Origin of the sequence: Catellatospora sp. KI3 (assembly GCF_029948125.1) — a bacterium.
In the GTDB taxonomy this organism is placed as follows: Bacteria; Actinomycetota; Actinomycetes; order Mycobacteriales; family Micromonosporaceae; genus Catellatospora.
Genome location: NZ_JASAMB010000013.1, coordinates 13,643 through 33,436, shown reverse-complemented (window position 1 = coordinate 33,436; position 19,794 = coordinate 13,643). Strand labels below are relative to the sequence as shown.

Here is a 19,794-nt window from a genome sequence, read left to right as displayed (position 1 = left end):
CAGCTCGGTACTGACCGTGGTGCTGCTGGTGCTGACAGGCGGGACCGCCGCTACGGCGGTCCCACGTAATCCCCGACGGTCCCATCCGCATAGTTACCAGCGGCCGCCCTGGCCGGGCTTATGCGACGGACGCCCGCGCACAAGGCCCGGCTACTCTGCGGGCGTCAGCCGGAGACCGTGGCGGTGACCACGACGTTGTCGCGATAGTGGCGGGTGGCCTCGTCGAACGGGCCGCCGCAGGTGATCAGTGTCAGCCGTAGCGCGCCGTCGCGGGCGAAGTAGCGTTCGAGCGGGATCCGGGCCTTGCGGAACTGTTCGACGCCGACGACCTGGAAGCCGTAGCCGCGGCCGGTGGCGTCGGTCAGCCGGACCGCAGCGCCTTCGGTCAGGTCGCGCAGCGTGAAGAACGCGCCTTTGCCTTGTGCGGCGCTGTCGACGTGGCCGGCGATGACGATCGAGCCCGCGACGGCTTCCATGCCTGGGCCGTACCTGTACCAGCCCACCCGCTCGACGCTGGGCGGGACGGCGAAGTCCCCGGACCGGGCGTCGATACCGACGGCATCGACCTTCGCGTTCAGCGACATCACCGGGATGCTCAGCGCGACGGGCGGGATCGTCGCCGGGGCGGCGGGCAGCCCGCCGCGCTGGACCGGCACCTGCACGGTCGGCTGGTCTGTGCCGTGCGGCGGGCTGGACAGCGCTTCGACCTTCGCCGAGACGCTGTCCTGGTCGCTGTCGGCGCATCCGGCCAGCAGCGCCGCGCCGACGGCGGCCAGGATGGCACGCCGGGACAGGTGCGGGCGGCGTGCCCCGCGAACATCGCGGGGCACGCCGTGGCGTTCGTCGCTCATCGGCCGGTGCGTCGGGTCGCGAACCGGACGCCGCCGGCGACCGCCAGCATCATGGCGGCAGCCGCCGCGACCAGCCACCACACGCCGGCACCGGGCTCGTCGGCCAGGCCACCGTCACCGCTGGGAACGCCACCCGGCGCGGAGTGCAGCCCCGTGATCACCTGCGCGACGACGCCGAGGTTCTTGCCGTCGGCCGAGCCCGTGGCGTAGACGATCGTGGCGGTACCCTCCTTGAGGTCGACGTCGGTGGCGGGGATCGCCACGGTCGTGGTCCCGGCAAGCACCACGTCGGCGCTGACGGTGCCCGCGGCCAGGTCGGCCTTGGCCTCGTTCGGGTTGGTCAGGTTCTGGAACACCGGCGTGCCACCGGCGCGCACGTCGACCGCCGGTGCGGCCGCGGTGTGGCGCACGATCAGCCGCGCCTTGCCCGCTCCGACCTTGCTGACGTCGTTCACGAACGGCGTGATCTTCGGCTTGCCGGCTGCGTCGAGGTGGGCCACGATGCTGATGTTCGCGCCCCCGGGCACGGCGGCGTCGTCGACGGACAGGATCGCCTTGTCGATGGGCTCACCGGGCTTGGTGAGGTCGATGTCGTACTTTCCTTCGGCCAGCTCCAGCGGCCCGGCGACGTCGCCGGGCTTGAAGCCCTTCAGGGTGACCTTGCCGTTGACGTACACGTCGACCGGCGTGTCCGGGATGCCGTGCACCACCGACACCTTCGACGTTGCGGCGTGGGCGGGCATCGCCGTGGCCAGGCCGGCGGTGGCGGTCACGGCCGTCGTCACCGCGGCCAGTGCCAGCGCGCGGCGCAGAATCAAGGGGCGCATGAGGTTCTCTTCCCTGATCGTCTCATCACGACGGTCATCGGTGCCGTCACAGGTTGCTACGGCCCTGCCCTCGGCGCCGGATGCGAGCAGAGAAGTACGTCTCATTCGCGTCCGCGCACCCGTCGCCGGTCGTACACGCGCGTGCGAGACCGCTGCGAGCAGGAGGGACACGTGTCCGCGGCTGGTGGCCGCCGACACGGTCGGCAGCCGCGACTCAGGTGCATCCAGAGCGGCCTGGCTCGTCGTACCCACTGGTGAAGGGTTTCTGCGCCGGGTGGAAGGAGGCGGTGTGAGTGCTGTGGCTACAGTCTGGTCGACCCCACGAAAGGCGATCTCTGCGGTGAGTGAGCAGCGCGAGAAGACCGCCGTGGTCGACGTCGACGACCTCGCCGAACGGTTCGCCGCCGGGGACGAGTCGGCGCTGCGGCAGGTGTACGACCGGCACGGCGGCGCGGTGTTCCACCTGGCGTCGCGGTGTCTGCGCGACCGCGGCGACGCCGAGGACGTCACCCAGGCGGTGTTCGTCGCGGCGTGGCTGAGCCGGGCCACGTTCGACCCGGAGAAGGGGAGCCTGCTGGGCTGGTTGCTGGCCATCGCCCGCCGGAAGGTCGTCGACCTGGTGCGGGTGCGCGAGCGCGCCGAACGCGTCGAAGAGGTGATCCGCCGGCAGCCCGACCCGCAGCCGGCCCCGTCGGCCGAGCACGTCGTCGAGCAGCTGGTCGTCGCGGACGAGCTGGCCCGTCTGCCCGCCGACCAGCGTAAGGTGCTGGAGCTGGCTTTCTACGACGATTTGACGCACCAGCAGATCTCCGACCGGACGGGTTTGGCGCTGGGGACCGTCAAAAGCCATATCCGCCGCGGTATGGCGGCCATCAAGCAGCGATGGGAGGTGGACGGTGCGGCATCTTGATCGCGATCAGCTGGTCCTGCTGGCCTTCGACGACCTGTCTGAGGAGCCCGACCTGGTGGAGCACCTGGCCGCCTGCGGCGCGTGCCGCCAGGAAGTCATCGAGCTGCAGCGCCTGTCAGGTGTCGTGGCGGAGACCAGGCACCTGCGTGAGCTGCCCGCTCCGCCGCCCGCGGTCTGGGCGGCCATCGCCGCGCAGACCGGCGTCGAGTCCGGCCCCACGGCACCGCCCGACCGCGGCCCGTCCAGCCCCGGCAGCGCGCCCGCCGCCGGGGGTCGGGCCCGTCCGCCCGCCGGGCGCCCGCCGAAGGCCGCAGGAACGTCGCGGCCGCCGACCTCGCGCAGGTGGGCGCGGTTGGCGGTGAGCACGGCCCTCGTGCTGGCCGCCCTGGCAGCGGGGGTGACCAGCGGTGTGTGGTGGGCAAGGCCGCAGCCGTCGCCGCGGCCGCTGGTAGTGGCCGCCGCGCAGCTGACCGCGTACGGCGACACCCCCGCCTCGGCCCTGGGCCGGGCCGAGGTCGTCGACGGCCACCGGCTGCACCTGCATGTCGACGGACTGCCCCCGGTCGACGGCTACTACGAGGTGTGGCTGATCGACCCCGACAGCATGCGGATGTTCTCCGTCGGCACGCTGGGCGGCGGCTCCGACGGCGAGTTCAGCCTGCCCGCCAACGCCGACCTGGGCACGTACCGGCTGGTCGACGTATCGGCCGAGCACTTCGACAACAACACGGCCCACTCCGGCGACAGCCTGCTGCGAGGCCTGCTCGGCTGACGGGCCCACCGGCCCGGTCGCGACGCTCCCGCCGGGGCGACGTGGCCGGGCCCGGTCGCCGCCCCGGCCGCATGCCCGCGCTGGGCAACCCTCGCCGATCTGTGGCTATCAGACACGATGCGGAGGCAGCGTTGACGCACACAGACGACCGCCGAACAAGCGGCGCATCCAGAGGCGGCCCGGCAGGCACCCTGCGGCGGAGGGCGCGGTGAGCACCGTGTCAATCGCGCTGCCCGGCGACTCGGGCAGCGCCGTCGTGGCACGCGAGTTCGTCGGGCTGCTCGTGAGGTCCTGGCGGCTGGACGAACACCGCACCGATGTGCTGGTGCTGGCTTCCGAGCTGGTCAGCAACGCGGTGCTGCACGGTGGCGGCGCCGTGGCGCTGACCCTCGAACGCACCGGCAAGGCGCTGCGGATAGCGGTCGCAGACCGCAACCCCGCCGCGCCGGTGCCCCGCAGTCCCGACGTCGGCGGCGGCTTCGGCCTCGAGATCGTGCACCGACTGTCGCGACGCTGGGGCGTCCAGCCCACCGCCGATGGCAAGGTCGTCTGGCTGGAGTACCCACTGCCGTGACCACCTGGAGCGGGGGCTGAGATCGTCCGTGGTGGCCTTCCAGCACCCGGACGAGATCGCTGAGTCTCATCCGAGGCTCCTCGGCTCGGTTGGCTTGCGGCCGACGCCAGTCGAGCTACTGCCGGCCGCCGCCCCGACCCGGCAGCACGCGTTACGCGCCGCCCGCGCCGAATCGCACGGCCGTGGCTCGGAGCGTGCCGTCCGGCTTCGCCGAGGGATGCATGTCTGGCGAGGCGATCAGCGACGGATGGTGTGATCATCGCGAAGGTCGGGTGCGGGTGCGGAGGTGGGCGACTGCCGTCGCGGTTGCGGCGGCTGTGAGAGGCAGGAACGCTGCTGGCAAGATCCCGAGCCGGTCGACGGTGGCTCCGGCGAGCGCGGACCCGGCCGCCCCGCCCACGGCGAGCGCGGTGGACAGCCAGGTGAACGCCTCGGTCCGGTTCGCCCGTGGTGTCGTGTCGTTGACGAGGACATAGCTGGCTGCGGCGACCGGGGTGAGAAACAGGCCCGCGACACTGAACGCTGCCGCGGTCGCGACGAGCGATCCGTCAGTGGCTGCGGCGACGATCGCCGGCACAGCCAAAGCGATGGCCAGCCGCGCCAAGGCGAGCGGGAAGTCGGCTTGGGCTCGGCGGAAACTGCCCAGTACACCGCCGCAGATCCAGGCGGCCAGCAGTAGTCCGCCCATGTCGGGTGCTCCGGCGTAGACGGCCAGCCCGGGCAGGACCACGGGCATGGCCCCGAACACGAGGCCCTGAACCGCGGTGGCGGCGATGAGGACCCTGAGGCGCGGGGCGCTTAAGGCACTGCCGGTGCGGTGTGGCGGGTCCGCTACGCCAGCGTCGGTTTGTGCGGCGTGGTAGACGAATGCGATCGAGCCGGACAGCGTCGCTGCTGCGGCAGTCCATACCGCGGCGGCCGGTCCGGCCCAGACCGTCAGCATCGTGGCCGACAGCGGCGCGAAGAGCAGCAGGACCTGCTGGATGAGGGACTCCGCCTCATATGCTGTGCGGGCCGGGGTTCCGGCCGCGACGAGCCGCGGCCAGAGGACTTTCATGCTGCCGGAGATGGGCGGGAATCCGACCCCCGCGAGCAGGGAACAGCCGAGCAGCGCACCGAATGGCGCATGCCGCGTCGCCAGGACCGGCAGAAGGGCGAGTGCCGCCGCGTACAGCGTGGCGGATGGCAGCAGCACCTGGCCGCGTTTGTACCGGTCGAGCAGTCGGCCCTGTATGGGCGTGGACACGGCGTCGCCGAACGCGGTCGCGGCGGCGAAGGAGCCGGTCGTCTGGTGTATCAGTGTCACGACGGCCAACGGTGTGATGCCCTTGGGCAGTCTGGCGATCAGGGAACTGGCGGCGACCGGAAACGCGCGGCGGGTGAAGATGACGGATAGGACGGCAGGCACGGCAACACCTCGGGTAGACGCGGGCACGGCGAAGCGTGCCGACGTAACCCCCCAGGATTTTGTCCTTCAAGGTGTCCGCCTTGCGGCAGTCGCGACGCTCGGACCAGTCCCGGTAGCCGCCCGGCGGAACCCTAGTCGCACATCGGTCGACGACAGCAGCTTAGCGTGACGGGCGTGAATGCGCGTCACGGCTGACAACAGCAGGTTCGTATAGTGATCGACGACCGGTCCAGGACCGAATGCAGTGAAAAGGCGATGGTCGCCAGGACAATGATCACGGTGGCGGGCGACCTGCGCCAGTGCATCCCGACCGCGCCCGCCGCGAGTGTGAACTTCCTGTTCGGCGCCAGCACCGTCTTATACCAGATCGAGGGCGTCGCGAGCGAGGACGGCAAGGGACCGAGCATCTGCGGACACCTTCACCGCCGAGCCTGGCCGTTTCATCGACGGCGGCGATGGCCGCCCTCTACCACTGGGAGCTGCCGCAGGCTACCGCAGGTCGGCGCGCGTGATCGCGCTGCGGGCCATCGCCTCGTTGGCCAGGCGCACCCGGCGCCTCTCCCCGTCACCGTCGATCCCGAACTTCTCATACAGGCGCAGCAGATGCTGCTTGACCGCAGCCTCGGTGACGACCAGCGCGGCGGCGATCTCGCGGCTGGACGCGGGCTCGGTGAACATCTCACCGGCCAGCAACGGGCGGCACAACTGGACCAGCACGTCGCGCTCGCGGGCGGTGATCTCCGGCGGCGGCGCGCCCGCCTCGGTGACCTGCCCGGCGGGTGCCCGGCCGGACCGCAGCACGAACCGCGACGCTCCGGCGCGGATCTCGTCGCCGTCGGCCAGTACCTGCTCCTGCCAGATGCGCTGGCCGTTGACGTAGGTCCCGTTGCGGGACCCGAGGTCGCGTACGCACCAGCCCGCCGGGTAGTGCTCGAAGACAGCGTGCAGACGCGACAGGAGGCGGTCGGCGGGCACGGCGATGTCGTTGGAGTCGGCGCTGCCCAGGGTGATCCGGTCACCTGCGAGGGCGATCAGGCTGGCACCGCCCGCTCCCCGCATCTCCAGGTGGGCCGCGAGGGTGCTCATCGTTCGGCCAGTTTCAATGCATAGGCGCCGTCGACGCCCGGTTCCCCGACCAGCAGCTCGTAGTCGCCGGCGCGCAGCGCGTACGGCCCGGACTGCAGGCAGCCGAGGTGGCCGGAGCCGACCTTGTCGCCGCCTGCCCGCGACAACCGCCATCGCACCAGGCTTGCGCAGACATAGCCGGTGACGTAGACGTCGCGGTCACCGGTCAGGTGTAGCCGGTAGATGCGCTGCTCTCCGACGCCGAGGGTGATCTCCCCCTGCGCCGGTACGCGCGTGCCGATCGTGATCACCGTGGCGGACCTGGTGGTGTCCGCGGTGGTCGGCGTGCCCGGTCCGGTGAGCGCCGGTCGTGCCACGACGGAGGCGGACATCTCGGCACGGGGACGGTCGCCGACACCGGGGTCGTCGCGCAGCGTCGCGGCGGTGGCGATGACGGCGACCAGTGTGGTGGCGGCAACCACGGTCAGCGCCAGCCGGGAACGTCCGGCCGGTGTCCGCTCGACCAGCGGCCGGTCGAGCAGCGGCCCGGCGGCGTGGCTGTCGTCGACCCGGGTCGCGTGGTCGACCCGGGTCGGCGGTGGCGGCGCCCACCGCGTGGACAGGATGCGCGAGGTGGCGTCGACCGGGTTGTCGGTGTCGTCGACGAGGGCGAGCAGCAGCGTCCGGGCGGTCGGGCGCCGGTCGGGCTCTTTGTCCAGTGCCGCCGCGACGAGGCTGCGCAGCGGTGGTTCGAGCCCGCCGAGGTCGGGCGGGTCGGTCAGGATGCGGTGCATCAGCTCGTACGGCGAGCCGGTGCCGAACGGGGGTCGGCCGGTCGCGGCGAAGGTGACGACCGCGCCCCAGGTGAAGATGTCGGTGGCCGTGGTGGTGATGCCGCGGAACTGCTCCGGCGCCATGTATCCGGGCGTGCCGACTAGGTGGCCGGATTCGGTGAGCCGGTCCGGGTCGTCGAGCGCGCGGGCGATACCGAAGTCGATGACTTTCGGTCCGACCCGTGACAGCAGGACGTTGCCGGGTTTGAGGTCGCGGTGCACGACGCCCGCGGCGTGGATGCCGTGGAGTGCGGCGCAGACACCGATGGCCAGACCGTCCAGCGTGGATCCGCGCATGGGACCCTGCCGCTCGACGGCGGTGGTGAGCGTGGGTCCCTCGATATACTCGGTGACGAGGTAGGCCAGGTCACCGTCGGCGCCCACGTCGAGGACCGGTGCGGTGCAGAAGCGGGCGACCCGGCGCGCGGCGGCGGCCTCGGCGGCGAACCGGGCTCGGAAGTGCTGGTCGCGTGCGTAATCCGCGCGGATGACCTTGACGGCGACCAGGTGTCCGTTGTCGGCCTGGCCTAGGAACACGACGCCCATGCCGCCTTCGCCGAGCCGGCCGAGCAGCCGCAGCCCGGCGACCTGCCGGGGGTCGGTGGGATGCAGAACCGGCGCCGCAGCGTCGGTCCTGTCTGCCACCCCGTCGGGTCCGGCGTCCACCGTCATCGGCGGCATTCTACGACCGTCAATCGACGGCGACGCGCAGCGCACCCTTGTCGTAGCGGTTCCAGCTGAGCAGGTATGTGCCAGCGGCCGGGGCGGGCACGAGGAAGCAGGCCAGCCCGCCGGTGGCCGTGGCGTGCGGGGCGGGGTAGATCTGGGCGCGGCTGCAGTTGTCGGCGGTGGCCAGCGAGGTGCCGTCGGGTGCCTTCAGGTGCAGGTCGCGGTCGAAGACCCAGGCGAAGCCGGCGGCGGTGTTGTTCGTGGCGGAGAACTTGAGCTGTAGGAACTCCTGTCCCGAGGGCGCCTGGCCGTGCAGGTACGGCTCGTCGGCGCGTACCTCCGCCGAGGTGACGGTCATGAACACCCCGCCGCTCTTGCCCGCCAGCACCTTGCCCGTGATCGGCACCGCTCTGGGCTCCAGGGAGACCAGCCCGTCGGGGCCAGCGAAGGGGATCACGGCCTGCCGGAGGGAGGGCTTGCCGACCACCAGCACCGCGTCGGCGAGCACGAAGTGCTCGTCGACGGTGAAGGCGTACAGGACGGGTTGGCTGCGCTGCGCCGGGATCTCGGGCAGCCGCTGCAGCTGGCGGTCTACTTCCGTGTAGGTGCGGTCGCCGACGGTCAGCAGGACCTCGGATGTCGGCGTGCCCGGGTACTCGGTGCTGAGGTTCTGGAACACCCCCTCTATCGTGACGGTCCGGCCGTCGCCGAATGAGGAGGCCACGACCGTCGCGGCGCCCAGGGTGCCCTTGAACCCGGCGTACCAGTAGGATTTGTCGATCTTCAACTCGGTCGATGGCGCAGCCGTGGGGCTCGCGGAAGCGGCGCCCGACCCGGTGGGGTGGTTCCCCGGCCCCTCGGCGCCGGGCTCCGGCAGGCAGCCGGTCAGCGCCAGTGCGACCGCCGCCGACGCGGCCACCGAACGCAACTTCCTCATGGCGCATCGCCTTTCGCCTCGTGCTGTCTCGTCGGGTCGGCGCATGCCGACTCCGCAGACCAATATGTCGCCCGGTCGATGGCCGGGCCATGGCCGTCGGGTGACTTTTCCGGTCGTCGAGGGCAGGTCGGCCTTACCTTTCGGTAAGCGTCACCGCTGCGTGGCGGATGAGACCGTCGTGTCGGCGTGATGGCCTGGCTGGGGCTTTCCTACACATCGGCGGCGGCGAATCGGCCCAGCCGCGGCTACAGTCGTGATCGGATCTGAGTGCGCCTCGCCGAATGGGGACAGCCGTGCCGCAAGATGTCACCTTCGACCTGCCGTTTCCCCTCCGGAGCAGCCGTCACCTCGACACGGCTTCGGCACGTAACCTGGACTGGGTGCGCGAGCGGCAGCTTGTGGACGGGCCGGAGGCGATGGCCTGGTATGCCAGCTGGGACATGGCCGGACTGGCCGCCTACGGATACCCGCACGCCCGAGACGCCGACGAGCTCACCCTGTGCGCCGACGCCATGGCCTTCTTCTTCCTCTTCGACGACCAGTTCGACGGGCCGCTCGGCCGCCGGCCCGACGAGGTTGCCCGCACCTGCCAGTTGTTCATCGACGCGGTTCACGACCCGCGTCCGTCGGGACCGGGCAGCCACTGCCTACGGGCGTTTCGTGAGCTGTGGGACCGCAGTCTGGACGGTGCCGCCGCCGGGTGGAAGGCGCGAGCGGCCCACGAGTGGGAGTACTACTTCGCGACCTACGCGCACGAGGCGATCAACCGCTGCCGCGGGCTGCCCACCGATCTGGAGAGGTTCCTCGAGGTCCGTCGTGGCATGTCCGGGACGGGGGTGCCTGTGTCGCTCGGCGAGCGGGCCGCTCGCATCGACGTGCCGCCTGCGGCGTTCCACAGTCCGCAGCTGCGGATCATGCGCACGATCACCGTCGACGTCACGTTGATGTGCAATGACGTGTACTCCTTGGAGAAGGAAGCCGCCCGCGGCGACATGGACAATTTCGTCCTGGTCGTCGAGCACGAGAACGCGTTGTCTCGTGCCGAGGCGGTCGAGCGGACACGTCGGGTGGTCGCCGAGCGCTGCGCCCGCTTTCAGCAGCTGGCCGAGGAGGTGCCTGAGATGTGCACCGTGCTGGGCCTGACGGTCGCCGAGCAGGACACCGTCCGGGTCTACGCCGAGATCATGGCCGCCTGGATCCGCGGCTATCACGAATGGGAGACTCGGACCCTGCGCTACCTCACCGCCGACGAGGTCGTGCCGGCCACGAAGCCGGGCTTCCTCGAAGCGCTGCTGTAGCCGACGGCGTCACCCCTGGACCAGCGCGTTGACCACCTCCAGGCGGCGCCCTTGCGCGCTAGTTAAGGCCGCCGTCTGCAGCAGGACCGCCAGTCCACGAGCGTCGATGAACCGTAGCTGGCGGAGGTCGAGAGACGCGCATCCGCCCCGGACATGATCGCCGCGCGCAGCCGCATACTGGCCCCGTCAGCGGTCCACAGCTCAAGCTCCCCACTACCGCGATCTTTGATGTGCCGTCGACCGTCACCCTCACCGGCAGTTCGCCCCGAATCGTCTACCATGTCACAGTGTCCGTGTGAGCACCGCGGCTTCGTCGGCCAGCAGGACGGGCACGGGTCCGCAGACCCGACCTCATATCGGCCGCGTGCTCCGATCTGAATGCCAGCCGGTCCAGGTTGCCCGCCGACGACGACCATCCCAGCGATCGCGGCAGTGACGAGCGTCAGCGCCGTCTGCTGCTCGGCCTTACCGGCTTGCTCCTCTGCTGCGGAATGTTGATCGTGGCCCGGCAGTCAGGGAACGTGCTGCAGGTCAGAAACGGCCCGTGGGCGCTGACACGCTGCACCATCACACCAAGGCCGCAGCGGGCGCAGGCCTGGACCGTAGACGCGACGAGGTCACCGGATGTCGCGTCGACCTCGACCGGCTCGAGTTTGCCTTCGTTGAGCAGCTCCGCGACGAACACCGACTCCCGTTCGCGGACCGAGATCAGCACGACCTGGTGGCGGGCCCGGGTCAACGCGACGTAGAACAGGCGCCGCTCTTCGGCGTGCGGATAGGGATCCGGCGCGGCCATGGCGAGGTTGAGCACTGGATCATCGGCGACCTCGGACGGAAACCCGAGCCGTCCCCGGGTCATGTTCGCCACGATGACGTAGTCGGCTTCCAGGCCTTTGGCGCCGTGGACCGTCTTGAACGTCACCGTCAGCCCTGCGGGCAGCTGCGCCGGCACGAACCGGTCGTCGTGCCGGTATCGGCCGAGGATCAGCACCGATGCCGGCCTGGTGCCGTTGCCTGGGCTCTGGTCGGACTCGCTGATGCGATCCAGTTCTGCTGCGACTGCGGCCCTGACGGCGGTCACCGTGTTGCTGGCGGAGTAGCGAAGCCGGACTCGGTCTCCGCCAGGCCCCGCCGAGGCGGTGACGGTCTTGCCGATCTGCCGGTCATTCTTGGCGACGAACGCGCTGGACACGTCACAGATCTCCTGGGTGCAGCGAAACGTCGTCGTCAGCCGCAGCATCGGCCCAGGGCCGAACCAGTGCCTGTACTCTCGCATGATCGTGATGTCGGCGCCGGCGAACCGGTTGATCGCCTGCCAGTCGTCGCCGACGGTGAGCAGGTACTTTCCTGGCTGGTCGACCAGGGCTCGGACGATGCGGGCGCGGGCCTGGCTGGTGTCCTGGAACTCGTCGACCAGCACCATGTCGTAGGGTAGCTGCGCCGCCCGGGTTTCGAGCATCTGCCCGGCGGTGACCAGCATGTCTTCGAAGTCGACGGCGCCTTCGTCGGTCAGGGCTTGCTGCCATGCCCGGTGAACGGGCCAGTACACCGACAGGAAGTGCCTGGTGCGGGCGGTGTTCAGTCCCGGCGAGGCTCTCAGCTTGGCCTCGACGGCTTCCTCGGTGAGATCGCCTGCTTTGACGTGCGCCATGAACGTACGAAGCAGCCTGGCCATGTCTTCGTGAGACGCCGGGACCGCGTCGCGGTCGGCGCTGGGCCGGTCGGGGTTCCATTCCAGGGTCAGGCCGGCCGCTGTCAGCTGAGCTCCGAACGCGACGAGGCCGTCGGCGCCCATGATCGACGCCCAGGTCGTTTCGATCAGCTGCGTTCCCGCATCCTGGTGCAGCTGACGTTTCCAGGCCATGCCCTCGGCGTAGCCGTGGAAGTCCGCCGGTGGTCGTCCTTGGGCGTCCAGCGCCCAGTGCTCATGCCATACATCGACCGCCGGGTAGTAGAAGTCCGGGTGGTACTGGCCATGCTCTGCGGTGGCCGTGTCGATCGTGAAAGGGCGCTCGTACGCAAAGTCGACCCCGTTGAGGTACAGGAAGTCGGCGATGATCTTTTCGCCCTGGCTGCGGACCAGGTGGCCGGAGAACGTTCGGTGCCGGGCACTTCGGGTGTCGCGGTGCCAGATGTCTCCGTCGGTGCCCTTGGGGTTGTCGCTGGTTCGCGCGTATAGCAGCCGGTAGGTGTCGTAGGCGTAGCGGAACCGCTCGGAGGAGTCGCGCAACCGGTCCACGATCCGCAGGATCTTGTCCTGGCCCTGACCGCCGTCGACCCAGGAGGCGACTCGCGGTTTTCGTCCGGTGACCTGCCCGATCACCGATAGACCGAACGCGTGGAACGTCGACGCGGTGACACCGTCAGCGCTCACGCCGACGGCGGCCAGCCGGCGCTGTAGCCGCTGCTGCAGCTCCTTGGCCGCGTCCTGGTTGAAAGCCAGCAGCAGTATCCGCTCCGGTGCCACGAACCCTCGGGCGATCGCATACGCGGTCCGGGCTACCATCACCGACGTCTTACCCGACCCGGCCGCCGCGACCACACTCACCCGGTTGTCCATACAGACCACCGCACAGGCCTGCTCAAACGTCAACGGCGTGGTCTCCACCCGCTGGAACAGGTCCCCGCGGGCGGTGAGTTCGGCTCGCAGCACCCTCTGATTGACCTCGACCGACCACCGCACCAGGTCAAGGCGCCACAACCTCACCGCCTCCTGCTCGACCTCACCGAGCAGCCCCCATACCGTGTCCACCGGACCACGGCCCGTGTCTCCCCGCGGGCGGCTGTCGACCAGCTGCCGAATCGTCTCGATGGTGATCCAACGACCGTCAGACTCCGCTCTACCCGCGACCGCGAGCACCTGTCTGGCCCAGGCGGTGATTGCGGCAACCTGAGCCCAGGCAGCGAGAAATGTCTGCAGCCGCTCGGCGGGGCGGCGGCCGATGCCGGTCAAAGTCCTCATATCAGAGCCGAGCTGGACCTGGACCACGTAACGCAGCCAGCGTCGGACAACCCGGACTTCGTCAGCGGCTCCGGGCCCAAGAGTGAGCGTACGATCGGGCAGGGTCAGCACCAGCTGGCCGCCGACCAGATCCAGGCGCCAGTCGCGCGATCCACGACGGCCAATCCGTCCCCAGGTCGTCTTGATCGCCTCCATGTTGTCCGGCCCTCCCATGCTGGCACTCGTCCATCGAGCCCCGGAGTCCGGATGAAGTTGTCGCCTCGGAAACACGGCGCTACGAAACGGTGCGGCCTGTTACGCAAATATCAATGATCGCTTGCGTCACCCATCGATGGCCACCCCTGCCACGGAGCGGCCTCTTGAATGAACACCGTCGCTCAAGTCCACCGGTTGAGCGGCGGCATCGCGCGACCCCGTCGAGGCCTCGTGCGCTTTCGCGGCAGCCTCGAGCAGATGCGGCGAGCTACGGGGATGGGTGCCCGGCGTCTCGAGGACGCGATGCAGCACCGTGACGGCTGTACCACTGCAGCGCTCGCGTGGGGCATCAGGCAATGTCGGAGATTGTCGGAGTTCGTGTCCGACCGCCTACGGACCGTCTCCGGCTGGCTTGTCTTAAGGCTGTTACTTGCAAGTAACAATGATGGGCTTTGGCATAGGTCGACACCCCGCTGACCTACGATTAACCGATCACCTATACCAGTCAAGCGCCGACTCGCCATAGTGGAACAGTAGATAGCAGCGATGACAGAAGTCCTTGAGCTGCACCGGCAGCAAAGACTTATAGACGAGAATACAACGTTTGCAGCTCGCACATTTGGCCTCTTGCGTCTTATCGGCAAGCTCTCCTACCTCGCTGAATCGACGCATTCGTTCAACCTTGACGAACGACTCGTAAAACGATTTTATCTGGTCATCCTCGCCGTGAAGGCCACACGGAAATCCGACGCGATGGCCACGCTTCGTTCCAGGCTCGACGCTCCACTCGATCGTGCCAAGGTCGATGCGTACCGCACGAATTACCTCGTCCTGAAACTCGGCCAATGACTGAACGGTACGACCTTCGCTCATCGCAAGGTCGAAGCCTATCCCGCTCGCTATTTTCCTCATACGATTGCTTCCGTAGACCTCGATGCTAGTTAGCAACGGCATGAAACGACTCTCCGCCTGGTCCGCCCATGCGCGAAAGTCCTGCGGGTTCCTTTCCTTGTACGCTTCGGCAACAACTTCGTCGAGCACGCTGAGGAATCTCATGTAGCACTCTATGCGCTCCGATCTCAGGCGATCCGACTCTTGTTCGCTTCGGCGACGAATCTCGCTGGCTTCCTGCCGAGCGGCGACTCGTTCTTCTTGGGAGGCGGCGTTGCGCGAAGAAAGGACTTGACCGAGCAAGGCGGCGCCAGCTCCGAGCAGTCCTGTGATCAGCGGCACAAGCCAATCAGTGAAGGGCATCGCAGCTCCGCTTCGACGTGTGTTGATCCACAGGGAAACTCACACTACTCATACGCATCAACGTCAGTTGGCTTCGTTCGGGCGAGCCGAGGAGGGACATAGCTGTGCTCGGAAGCACGTGGAGCGGTAGCACTAGGCGCGCACGACTCCCCGCCGACTGGCCAACCCGACGCGCCCGCGTCCTCGCCCGCGACGGCCACCGCTGCACCGCCAGCGACAACGGCGCCCGATGCACCCGCGCGGCAATCGACGTCGACCACGTACGCCGCGGCGACAACCACGACGAGATCGACCTGACCTCGCTGTGCGGCTGGCACCACGCCCGCAAGAGCAGCCAGGAGGGCAACACCGCCCGTACCCGCCTCACGCAGGCCCGTTCCCCGCGGGCGCCACCCCGGCAGGACGATCGGTCAATAGCGGGGCTCGACCCTGTTGTGTATCAAGACACAGTGGACCTTCTTGACGGCACCGACGCCGTGGTCAGCATTCTTGCTGGGATCGCGGGCATGATCGGATTGGCCTTGACACTGCGGGACAGACGCCGAAAAAGGACTAGCGATGGCAACTCGTCCCAAAGCGGCGAACCACCTATGCCGGACCGCCGAACTCTGTCGACTAAGGCTCGGTTCTGGTTGACGCCTGCGGTTGGTGTGGCAAGCGGCTTCGTGATCGCTGGCGTCGCTTCCATAGTCAGACAGATCTTGGAAAGTCCTTTGAACCCCGATCCAAGGGACAACGGGGAGATCGAAGGGGTTGCGGGGGGCCTTCTTGTCGCCGTCGTGTGGTTCCTCTTCGTGTTCAAGCGCTACGAGCGGCCACCGGCCACCAAGCCCGCCAGCAACAAACCGTCAACGCTGGCTGGGGCGATGCTGAACGTCTCACGGGCAGCGTTCCGCTGGCTCATGATGCGCGGCTGGCTTCGCCTCGCTATCACGCCAATCTTCTTTATAGGTACACACTTCTGCATATATTCGACCATGTACGGGGTCGGGGTGCTTACCTCCAACCCGGCTCGCGATTCCGTGGCCACCGCAACCGCAGCCATCACGGCACTTCCCCTGACGCTCTTGTGGATCTATTTCGCAATGAACCGGATCTACCAAAGCCGACAAGCGAGGAAGGCCGGGCGATGACCCTAAGCCGCCCGCGACACTGGGTACCGCGCCTACAAGAGCACCGCGAATGGCAACGCCGCGCATCCGTGCGCCTGCGACAGGCTCGAGGGCGCGAAGGCCACCCCAGACGGCGATAAGCCCAACACCAGCTAAGTGCGTTATTCATGAGGCGCTTGTCGATGTCCGGTAGATCTCCAGTGCCGTGACGGAGGCCAGGGTGACCGCGAAGTTGGTCAGCAGCCGCCGGTAGCCGGTGGCGAGGATCTTCCAGTTCCGCAGGTGGGCGATGACCCGTTCCACGCAGGCGCGGCGGGACGCGATCGTCTTGTTGAACGCCCGGAGGTGTTCGCTGAACGGCTGGTCGGGGCCGGTTCGGCGTTTGGGGACCATGAGTCCGGTGCCGGTGTAGGCGGTGTCGGCGAACCCGCCGGGTCCGCCGTCGGCGTGCATCCGGCCGGTGAAGACGTCGGCCAGGCCGGACTCGCGGAAGGCTCGGGCGTCGTGCATGGCGCCGGGCTGGGGTCGGCCGGTCATGACCAGGCGGCCGTGCCAGGACGCGACTACCTGCACGTTGAACCCGCAGCGGTGACGCTTTCCGGAATACATGCCCGAGGTGTAGGTGTCCTTGCGTCGGTCGCCGATCGGGACGAGGAACCCGTCGACGCGCACGGTCGAGCGCAGCTCACGTCCGGCGGTGGCCTGCGTGACGGCGGCCAGGACCTCGGTCAGGACCGGCAGGAGCAGGGTGACCAGGCGTGAGATGGTCGGCTGGGAACAGCCGAACAGCTCGGCCAGCAGCGGCTGGGACAGGTTGTGCCGCAGGTACAGCAGCACCGCGACCACCGCCCGGCGCGGGTCGAGTGCACGGCGGCGGCGCAGCGGCCACAGGCCGTGCCCGGTGACGCGTTCGACGAGGTCATCGACTTGATCGCGGGTCAGGCCGGTCATAGTCTCGATCCGTTCCGGCCGGGTGCCGGCTGCTGGAGTGTTCACAGTTCCGGTGGCTACCGGCGGCCAGGTCGCCGTGTCCACGGACGACAATCGGGACCACATGAGAGGTGGGCTGATGGCGCGCACGTGGTTGTCGGTGCGGGTAGAGCTGGTGTCAGGCCGCGGCGATGACTTCTGGCCCCGGCCCGGGCGGGTCTTCGCCGCCGCGCCGTCGCACACGTTCGCGCAGCTGGCCCAGGCCATCGACGCCGCGTTCGCGCGCTGGGACCTGGCCCACATGCACATGTTCACTCTGGCCGACGGCACCGGCGTCACCGACCTGGATCAGTGGGACGGCGACGCCCCTGACGGCAGCATCGACAGCCCAGCCACGAAGCTGAACCGGCTGGCGCTGGGCGAGCAGTTCGCCTACGTCTTCGACTTCGGCGACGACTGGGCACACCTGTGCACCGTCGGCGAGCAGAAGATCGACCCCCTCGACACGGCAGGGTTCAAGCCCGATACGCCCACGGCCTACTGGGGCTGGGGCGACATGCCCGACCAGTACGGCCGCGGCTGGGACGGCGACGACGGCGAGTCACCCGAGCCCAAGCGCCCGTCCCGGCCGCTGGCCGACCTCCCGCCGATCCTGCCCTGGTGGGGACCAACCCGCCGCTGATCACTTCACGAGGCCGCCCAGCCGGATGCCATTGACGGATGCCTCCTGAATAACGCTCTTAGTACGGCAGCGGCATTTAGCGCTTATGCGCTGGTAGCAGGCTCGTGGCGGCGCTTGTAGTGGCTGCGCTTGGCGACGGCTTGGTGCCGTCGTCGCCACCGTGACCATGCCATCGCCAGGTCCGCGGGCGCGGTCGTGTGGACGGCGGTGTTGATCAGCCGCCTGGTCTCGGCGAGGGTCAGATCGATCAGTCCGTCGCTGCTGGAAGCTGCCCCTTCGGCGATGGCGACGACGGTCAGCACCGCCAGGGCGATCATCGCCAGGAGCGTGAACCGGTGCCAGGCGGTCCAGCCGCGGCACTGGTACTGGTCGAGCCCGACCTGCCCCTTCGCAGTCTGGAACGCCTCCTCGACAGACCACCTGCTCCCGGCGACGGTGACCAGGCGCAGCAGCGGCACGGGGACCGCGCTCCAGCAGAGGTAATAGGCCAGCTGTCCGTCACCGCCGCGGCGCACGAGCAGGCTGTGGCAGCCGTCGCCCTCGTCGAGGACGGTGACCCAGGCCCAGTCGTAGAAGCGGTGGCCCTTGGAGCCGGGACCGGCCGAGCGGGTCTGCCACGCCTGCTCGGGCAGCAGCGCGGCGACGCGGTCGACGCGTTCACGCTGGACCGGGGTGGTGTTGACGTTGGTGTTGCAGGCCACGGCCAGGACGTGGGCGATGCCGCGTTCGCGCAGCCCGGCGCGTAGGACCGGGTCCCGGCCGTAGGCCTCATCAGCGATGAACCACCGGGCGGGGACCCCGGCAGCGACAGCGGCGTCGATCATGGCCATGGCCAGCTCGGGCTTGGTCGAAAACAGCACCTCGTCGGGGACGCCGGCCGCGGCGCAGCGGCGTTCGTCGTCGGACCAGGCGCTGGGCAGGTACAGCCTGCGGTCGATCAGCGTCCGCCCGCGCGGGGACACGTAGGCCAGGAACACCCCGATCTGGGAGTTCTCCACCCGACCGGCGGTGCCGGAGTACTGGCGCTGGACCCCGACCGAGTGGTTGCCTTTCTTAAGGTATCCGGTCTCGTCGGCCACGAGGATCCCGTCGCGGTGGCCGAGGTGTTCGAACACGAAGTCGCGCAGGTCGCCGGCGACGGCGTCGGTGTCCCAGACCGCAGTGCGCAGCAGCCGCTGCATCCGGTCGGGGCTGGCGTGACCGGCCTGCTCGGCCAGCCACCAGCCGTTCTTGCGCTCGATCGGAGCCAGCAGCCCCAGCAGCAGCTCACGCACTGTGCGCCGGGGCTCGGCGCGGGCGAACCGGGCGCCGATCCGAGCCAGTACACCCTCGAACACCTGCCACCATACGGTGGCGTCTACGCTTGGGCCAACGGCCACCACGACGTTATTCGGTTTGTCCACAACAGACGATGATCTCGCGGTGGCCGCCCTGCGCTCATCGGCCCTGCAGCCCCTGCGACCCAGATCAGCGCAGGTCAGACCGCATCAGTTACTTGTCGGCCGTATCAACCCGAAGTCCGCAGCACCTCATCCCTCATTACCGAGCCTCGGCAAGGCCTGACGCCGGGGAACTGGGTAGAGGCGGCGGGTTGCCTCGCATAGCATCGCCGTCGTGCAACCCGACCTGGCAGCCGCGATCGAGGAGCTCTATGCCGTCTTCGGGCGGCACCCGCTCGCACAGCGGATCGACTACTGCACGCACTGCGTAGGCGAAGACGAGGCGATGGTCCTACAGCGCAAGCGTCTGCGTGAACTAGCCGCGAGCGACCTTGAACTGTTCAGCCGTAAGGCGATGTCTACCTGGGGCGACGAGGCGGATTTCCGGCACTTCCTGCCGCGCATCCTTGAGCTGTTTGCCACCGGCGAGCTGACCCACGGGTACTTGTTCGTCAAGACCATGAGCAACGTCCGGCACTACGGGACGTGCTGGCCGGCGGATGAGGTCAAGGCCGTCGAAGAGTACATGATCACCCTGTGGCGGCGGACCCTGTCAGAACGCGAACCGATCTTGCGGGCGGCTGAGATTCTTGAGGGTGCTGCGGCGAACGACCACAGCATCGCCCCCTACCTGGCGATCTGGGCCGAAGACACGGGTGAGCCGGCGGCCATGCATTTGGCCGAGTTCATGGACGAGCTGGCGTGGACCTATTGGCAGGAAGACACCCTGCGCCGGGAGTCCCGGGCTTGGCTGCACTCCGGGGTCCCGGCCCGAATTCTCGAGACTGCCTTCCTCGCGAGTGGCGACCCGCAGGCCGCGACATGGCTCGGTCAGGCGTTGGAAAGGCTGGAGCTCCTTATGGACGACGCCAAGGAACCCGACGCTCCGAGCCTTCGACCTGCGCATGGCCACCATGTGCCGCTGCCGTATTAGCAACGTCCAATGATCAGACGGTGGCCGCCCTCAGGCATCCTCACAGCTCAGAGGAACCAGCAGTGCCGTATTAATTAGCCTCCGAACGTGGCCGAAATATGACAGGCCGAAAGCAGCGCCCGAAGTCTGAACTAGCATCGGA

General features: G+C 68.7%; 18 protein-coding genes. 7 read left to right on the top strand and 11 right to left on the bottom strand.

What is annotated here, in order from left to right; all coding sequences use genetic code 11:
• Window positions 1–164 precede the first annotated feature (164 nt).
• Both QEZ54_RS20915 and QEZ54_RS20910 read right to left on the bottom strand, forming a co-directional pair.
• Window positions 165–851, bottom strand: a complete 687-nt coding sequence (locus QEZ54_RS20915; RefSeq protein ID WP_281306367.1) for a class F sortase — start codon at window positions 849–851, stop codon at window positions 165–167.
• Entirely contained in the window at window positions 848–1,678 is an 831-nt protein-coding gene (locus QEZ54_RS20910; protein WP_281306366.1) for a DUF4397 domain-containing protein, read from the bottom strand. The genes QEZ54_RS20915 and QEZ54_RS20910 overlap by 4 nt, the downstream gene beginning before the upstream one ends.
• 340 nt (window positions 1,679–2,018) lie before the next feature.
• Here QEZ54_RS20910 and QEZ54_RS20905 point away from each other — a divergent pair, with 340 nt between their 5' ends.
• The 3 genes from QEZ54_RS20905 to QEZ54_RS20895 all read left to right on the top strand — a co-directional run bounded on the left by QEZ54_RS20905 (window position 2,019) and on the right by QEZ54_RS20895 (window position 3,934).
• Window positions 2,019–2,588: a sigma-70 family RNA polymerase sigma factor gene (locus QEZ54_RS20905; RefSeq protein ID WP_281306365.1), complete on the top strand. Its 570-nt coding sequence runs from the start codon at window positions 2,019–2,021 to the stop codon at window positions 2,586–2,588.
• Window positions 2,575–3,360: an anti-sigma factor gene (locus QEZ54_RS20900; protein ID WP_281306364.1), complete on the top strand. Its 786-nt coding sequence runs from the start codon at window positions 2,575–2,577 to the stop codon at window positions 3,358–3,360. Before QEZ54_RS20905 ends, QEZ54_RS20900 begins: the two co-directional genes overlap by 14 nt.
• Before the next feature lie 208 nt (window positions 3,361–3,568).
• Entirely contained in the window at window positions 3,569–3,934 is a 366-nt protein-coding gene (locus QEZ54_RS20895) for an ATP-binding protein (RefSeq protein ID WP_281306363.1), read from the top strand.
• 256 nt (window positions 3,935–4,190) lie between these two features.
• Here the strand turns inward: QEZ54_RS20895 and QEZ54_RS20890 are convergent, their stop codons facing one another.
• From QEZ54_RS20890 to QEZ54_RS20870, 5 genes are all read right to left on the bottom strand, one after another.
• Window positions 4,191–5,342, bottom strand: coding sequence for a hypothetical protein (locus tag QEZ54_RS20890; protein ID WP_281306362.1), 1,152 nt, complete (start codon window positions 5,340–5,342; stop codon window positions 4,191–4,193).
• A gap of 185 nt (window positions 5,343–5,527) precedes the next feature.
• Window positions 5,528–5,749: a hypothetical protein gene (locus QEZ54_RS20885; protein ID WP_281306361.1), complete on the bottom strand. Its 222-nt coding sequence runs from the start codon at window positions 5,747–5,749 to the stop codon at window positions 5,528–5,530.
• 82 nt (window positions 5,750–5,831) lie between these two features.
• Complete coding sequence (locus QEZ54_RS20880) at window positions 5,832–6,428, bottom strand: FHA domain-containing protein (RefSeq protein ID WP_281306360.1); 597 nt, start codon at window positions 6,426–6,428, stop codon at window positions 5,832–5,834.
• Window positions 6,425–7,912 (bottom strand): serine/threonine-protein kinase, encoded by a 1,488-nt coding sequence (locus QEZ54_RS20875; protein ID WP_281306359.1) that lies wholly within the window; start codon window positions 7,910–7,912, stop codon window positions 6,425–6,427. Before QEZ54_RS20875 ends, QEZ54_RS20880 begins: the two co-directional genes overlap by 4 nt.
• A 19-nt stretch (window positions 7,913–7,931) precedes the next feature.
• A complete protein-coding gene (locus tag QEZ54_RS20870; protein ID WP_281306358.1) occupies window positions 7,932–8,846 on the bottom strand; it encodes a hypothetical protein in 915 nt (304 codons plus the stop codon).
• A 293-nt stretch (window positions 8,847–9,139) separates the two neighbouring features.
• Here QEZ54_RS20870 and QEZ54_RS20865 point away from each other — a divergent pair, with 293 nt between their 5' ends.
• A complete protein-coding gene (locus tag QEZ54_RS20865) occupies window positions 9,140–10,144 on the top strand; it encodes a terpene synthase family protein (RefSeq protein ID WP_281306357.1) in 1,005 nt (334 codons plus the stop codon).
• 442 nt (window positions 10,145–10,586) lie between these two features.
• On the opposite strand, the gene QEZ54_RS20860 is transcribed toward QEZ54_RS20865, so the two are convergent.
• Entirely contained in the window at window positions 10,587–13,301 is a 2,715-nt protein-coding gene (locus tag QEZ54_RS20860; RefSeq protein WP_281306356.1) for a UvrD-helicase domain-containing protein, read from the bottom strand.
• A 492-nt stretch (window positions 13,302–13,793) separates the two neighbouring features.
• The gene (locus tag QEZ54_RS20855; RefSeq protein ID WP_281306355.1) at window positions 13,794–14,555 is read right to left on the bottom strand and encodes a hypothetical protein; all 762 of its coding nucleotides are present in this window, start codon (window positions 14,553–14,555) and stop codon (window positions 13,794–13,796) included.
• A 449-nt stretch (window positions 14,556–15,004) separates the two neighbouring features.
• Between QEZ54_RS20855 and QEZ54_RS20850 the strand changes: the two genes are divergently transcribed.
• A complete protein-coding gene (locus QEZ54_RS20850) occupies window positions 15,005–15,688 on the top strand; it encodes a hypothetical protein (RefSeq protein WP_281306354.1) in 684 nt (227 codons plus the stop codon).
• Window positions 15,689–15,832: 144 nt separating this feature from the next.
• Here the strand turns inward: QEZ54_RS20850 and QEZ54_RS20845 are convergent, their stop codons facing one another.
• Window positions 15,833–16,618, bottom strand: coding sequence for a transposase (locus QEZ54_RS20845; protein WP_281306353.1), 786 nt, complete (start codon window positions 16,616–16,618; stop codon window positions 15,833–15,835).
• 118 nt (window positions 16,619–16,736) lie between these two features.
• Between QEZ54_RS20845 and QEZ54_RS20840 the strand changes: the two genes are divergently transcribed.
• Window positions 16,737–17,279 carry a hypothetical protein gene (locus QEZ54_RS20840; protein ID WP_281306352.1) on the top strand — a complete coding sequence of 181 codons (543 nt, stop codon included), beginning with the start codon at window positions 16,737–16,739 and terminating at the stop codon, window positions 17,277–17,279.
• Between the two features lie 83 nt (window positions 17,280–17,362).
• On the opposite strand, the gene QEZ54_RS20835 is transcribed toward QEZ54_RS20840, so the two are convergent.
• Complete coding sequence (locus QEZ54_RS20835) at window positions 17,363–18,616, bottom strand: IS701 family transposase (protein ID WP_281306351.1); 1,254 nt, start codon at window positions 18,614–18,616, stop codon at window positions 17,363–17,365.
• A 277-nt stretch (window positions 18,617–18,893) separates the two neighbouring features.
• Between QEZ54_RS20835 and QEZ54_RS20830 the strand changes: the two genes are divergently transcribed.
• A complete protein-coding gene (locus tag QEZ54_RS20830) occupies window positions 18,894–19,652 on the top strand; it encodes a hypothetical protein (RefSeq protein ID WP_281306350.1) in 759 nt (252 codons plus the stop codon).
• Window positions 19,653–19,794 lie beyond the last annotated feature (142 nt).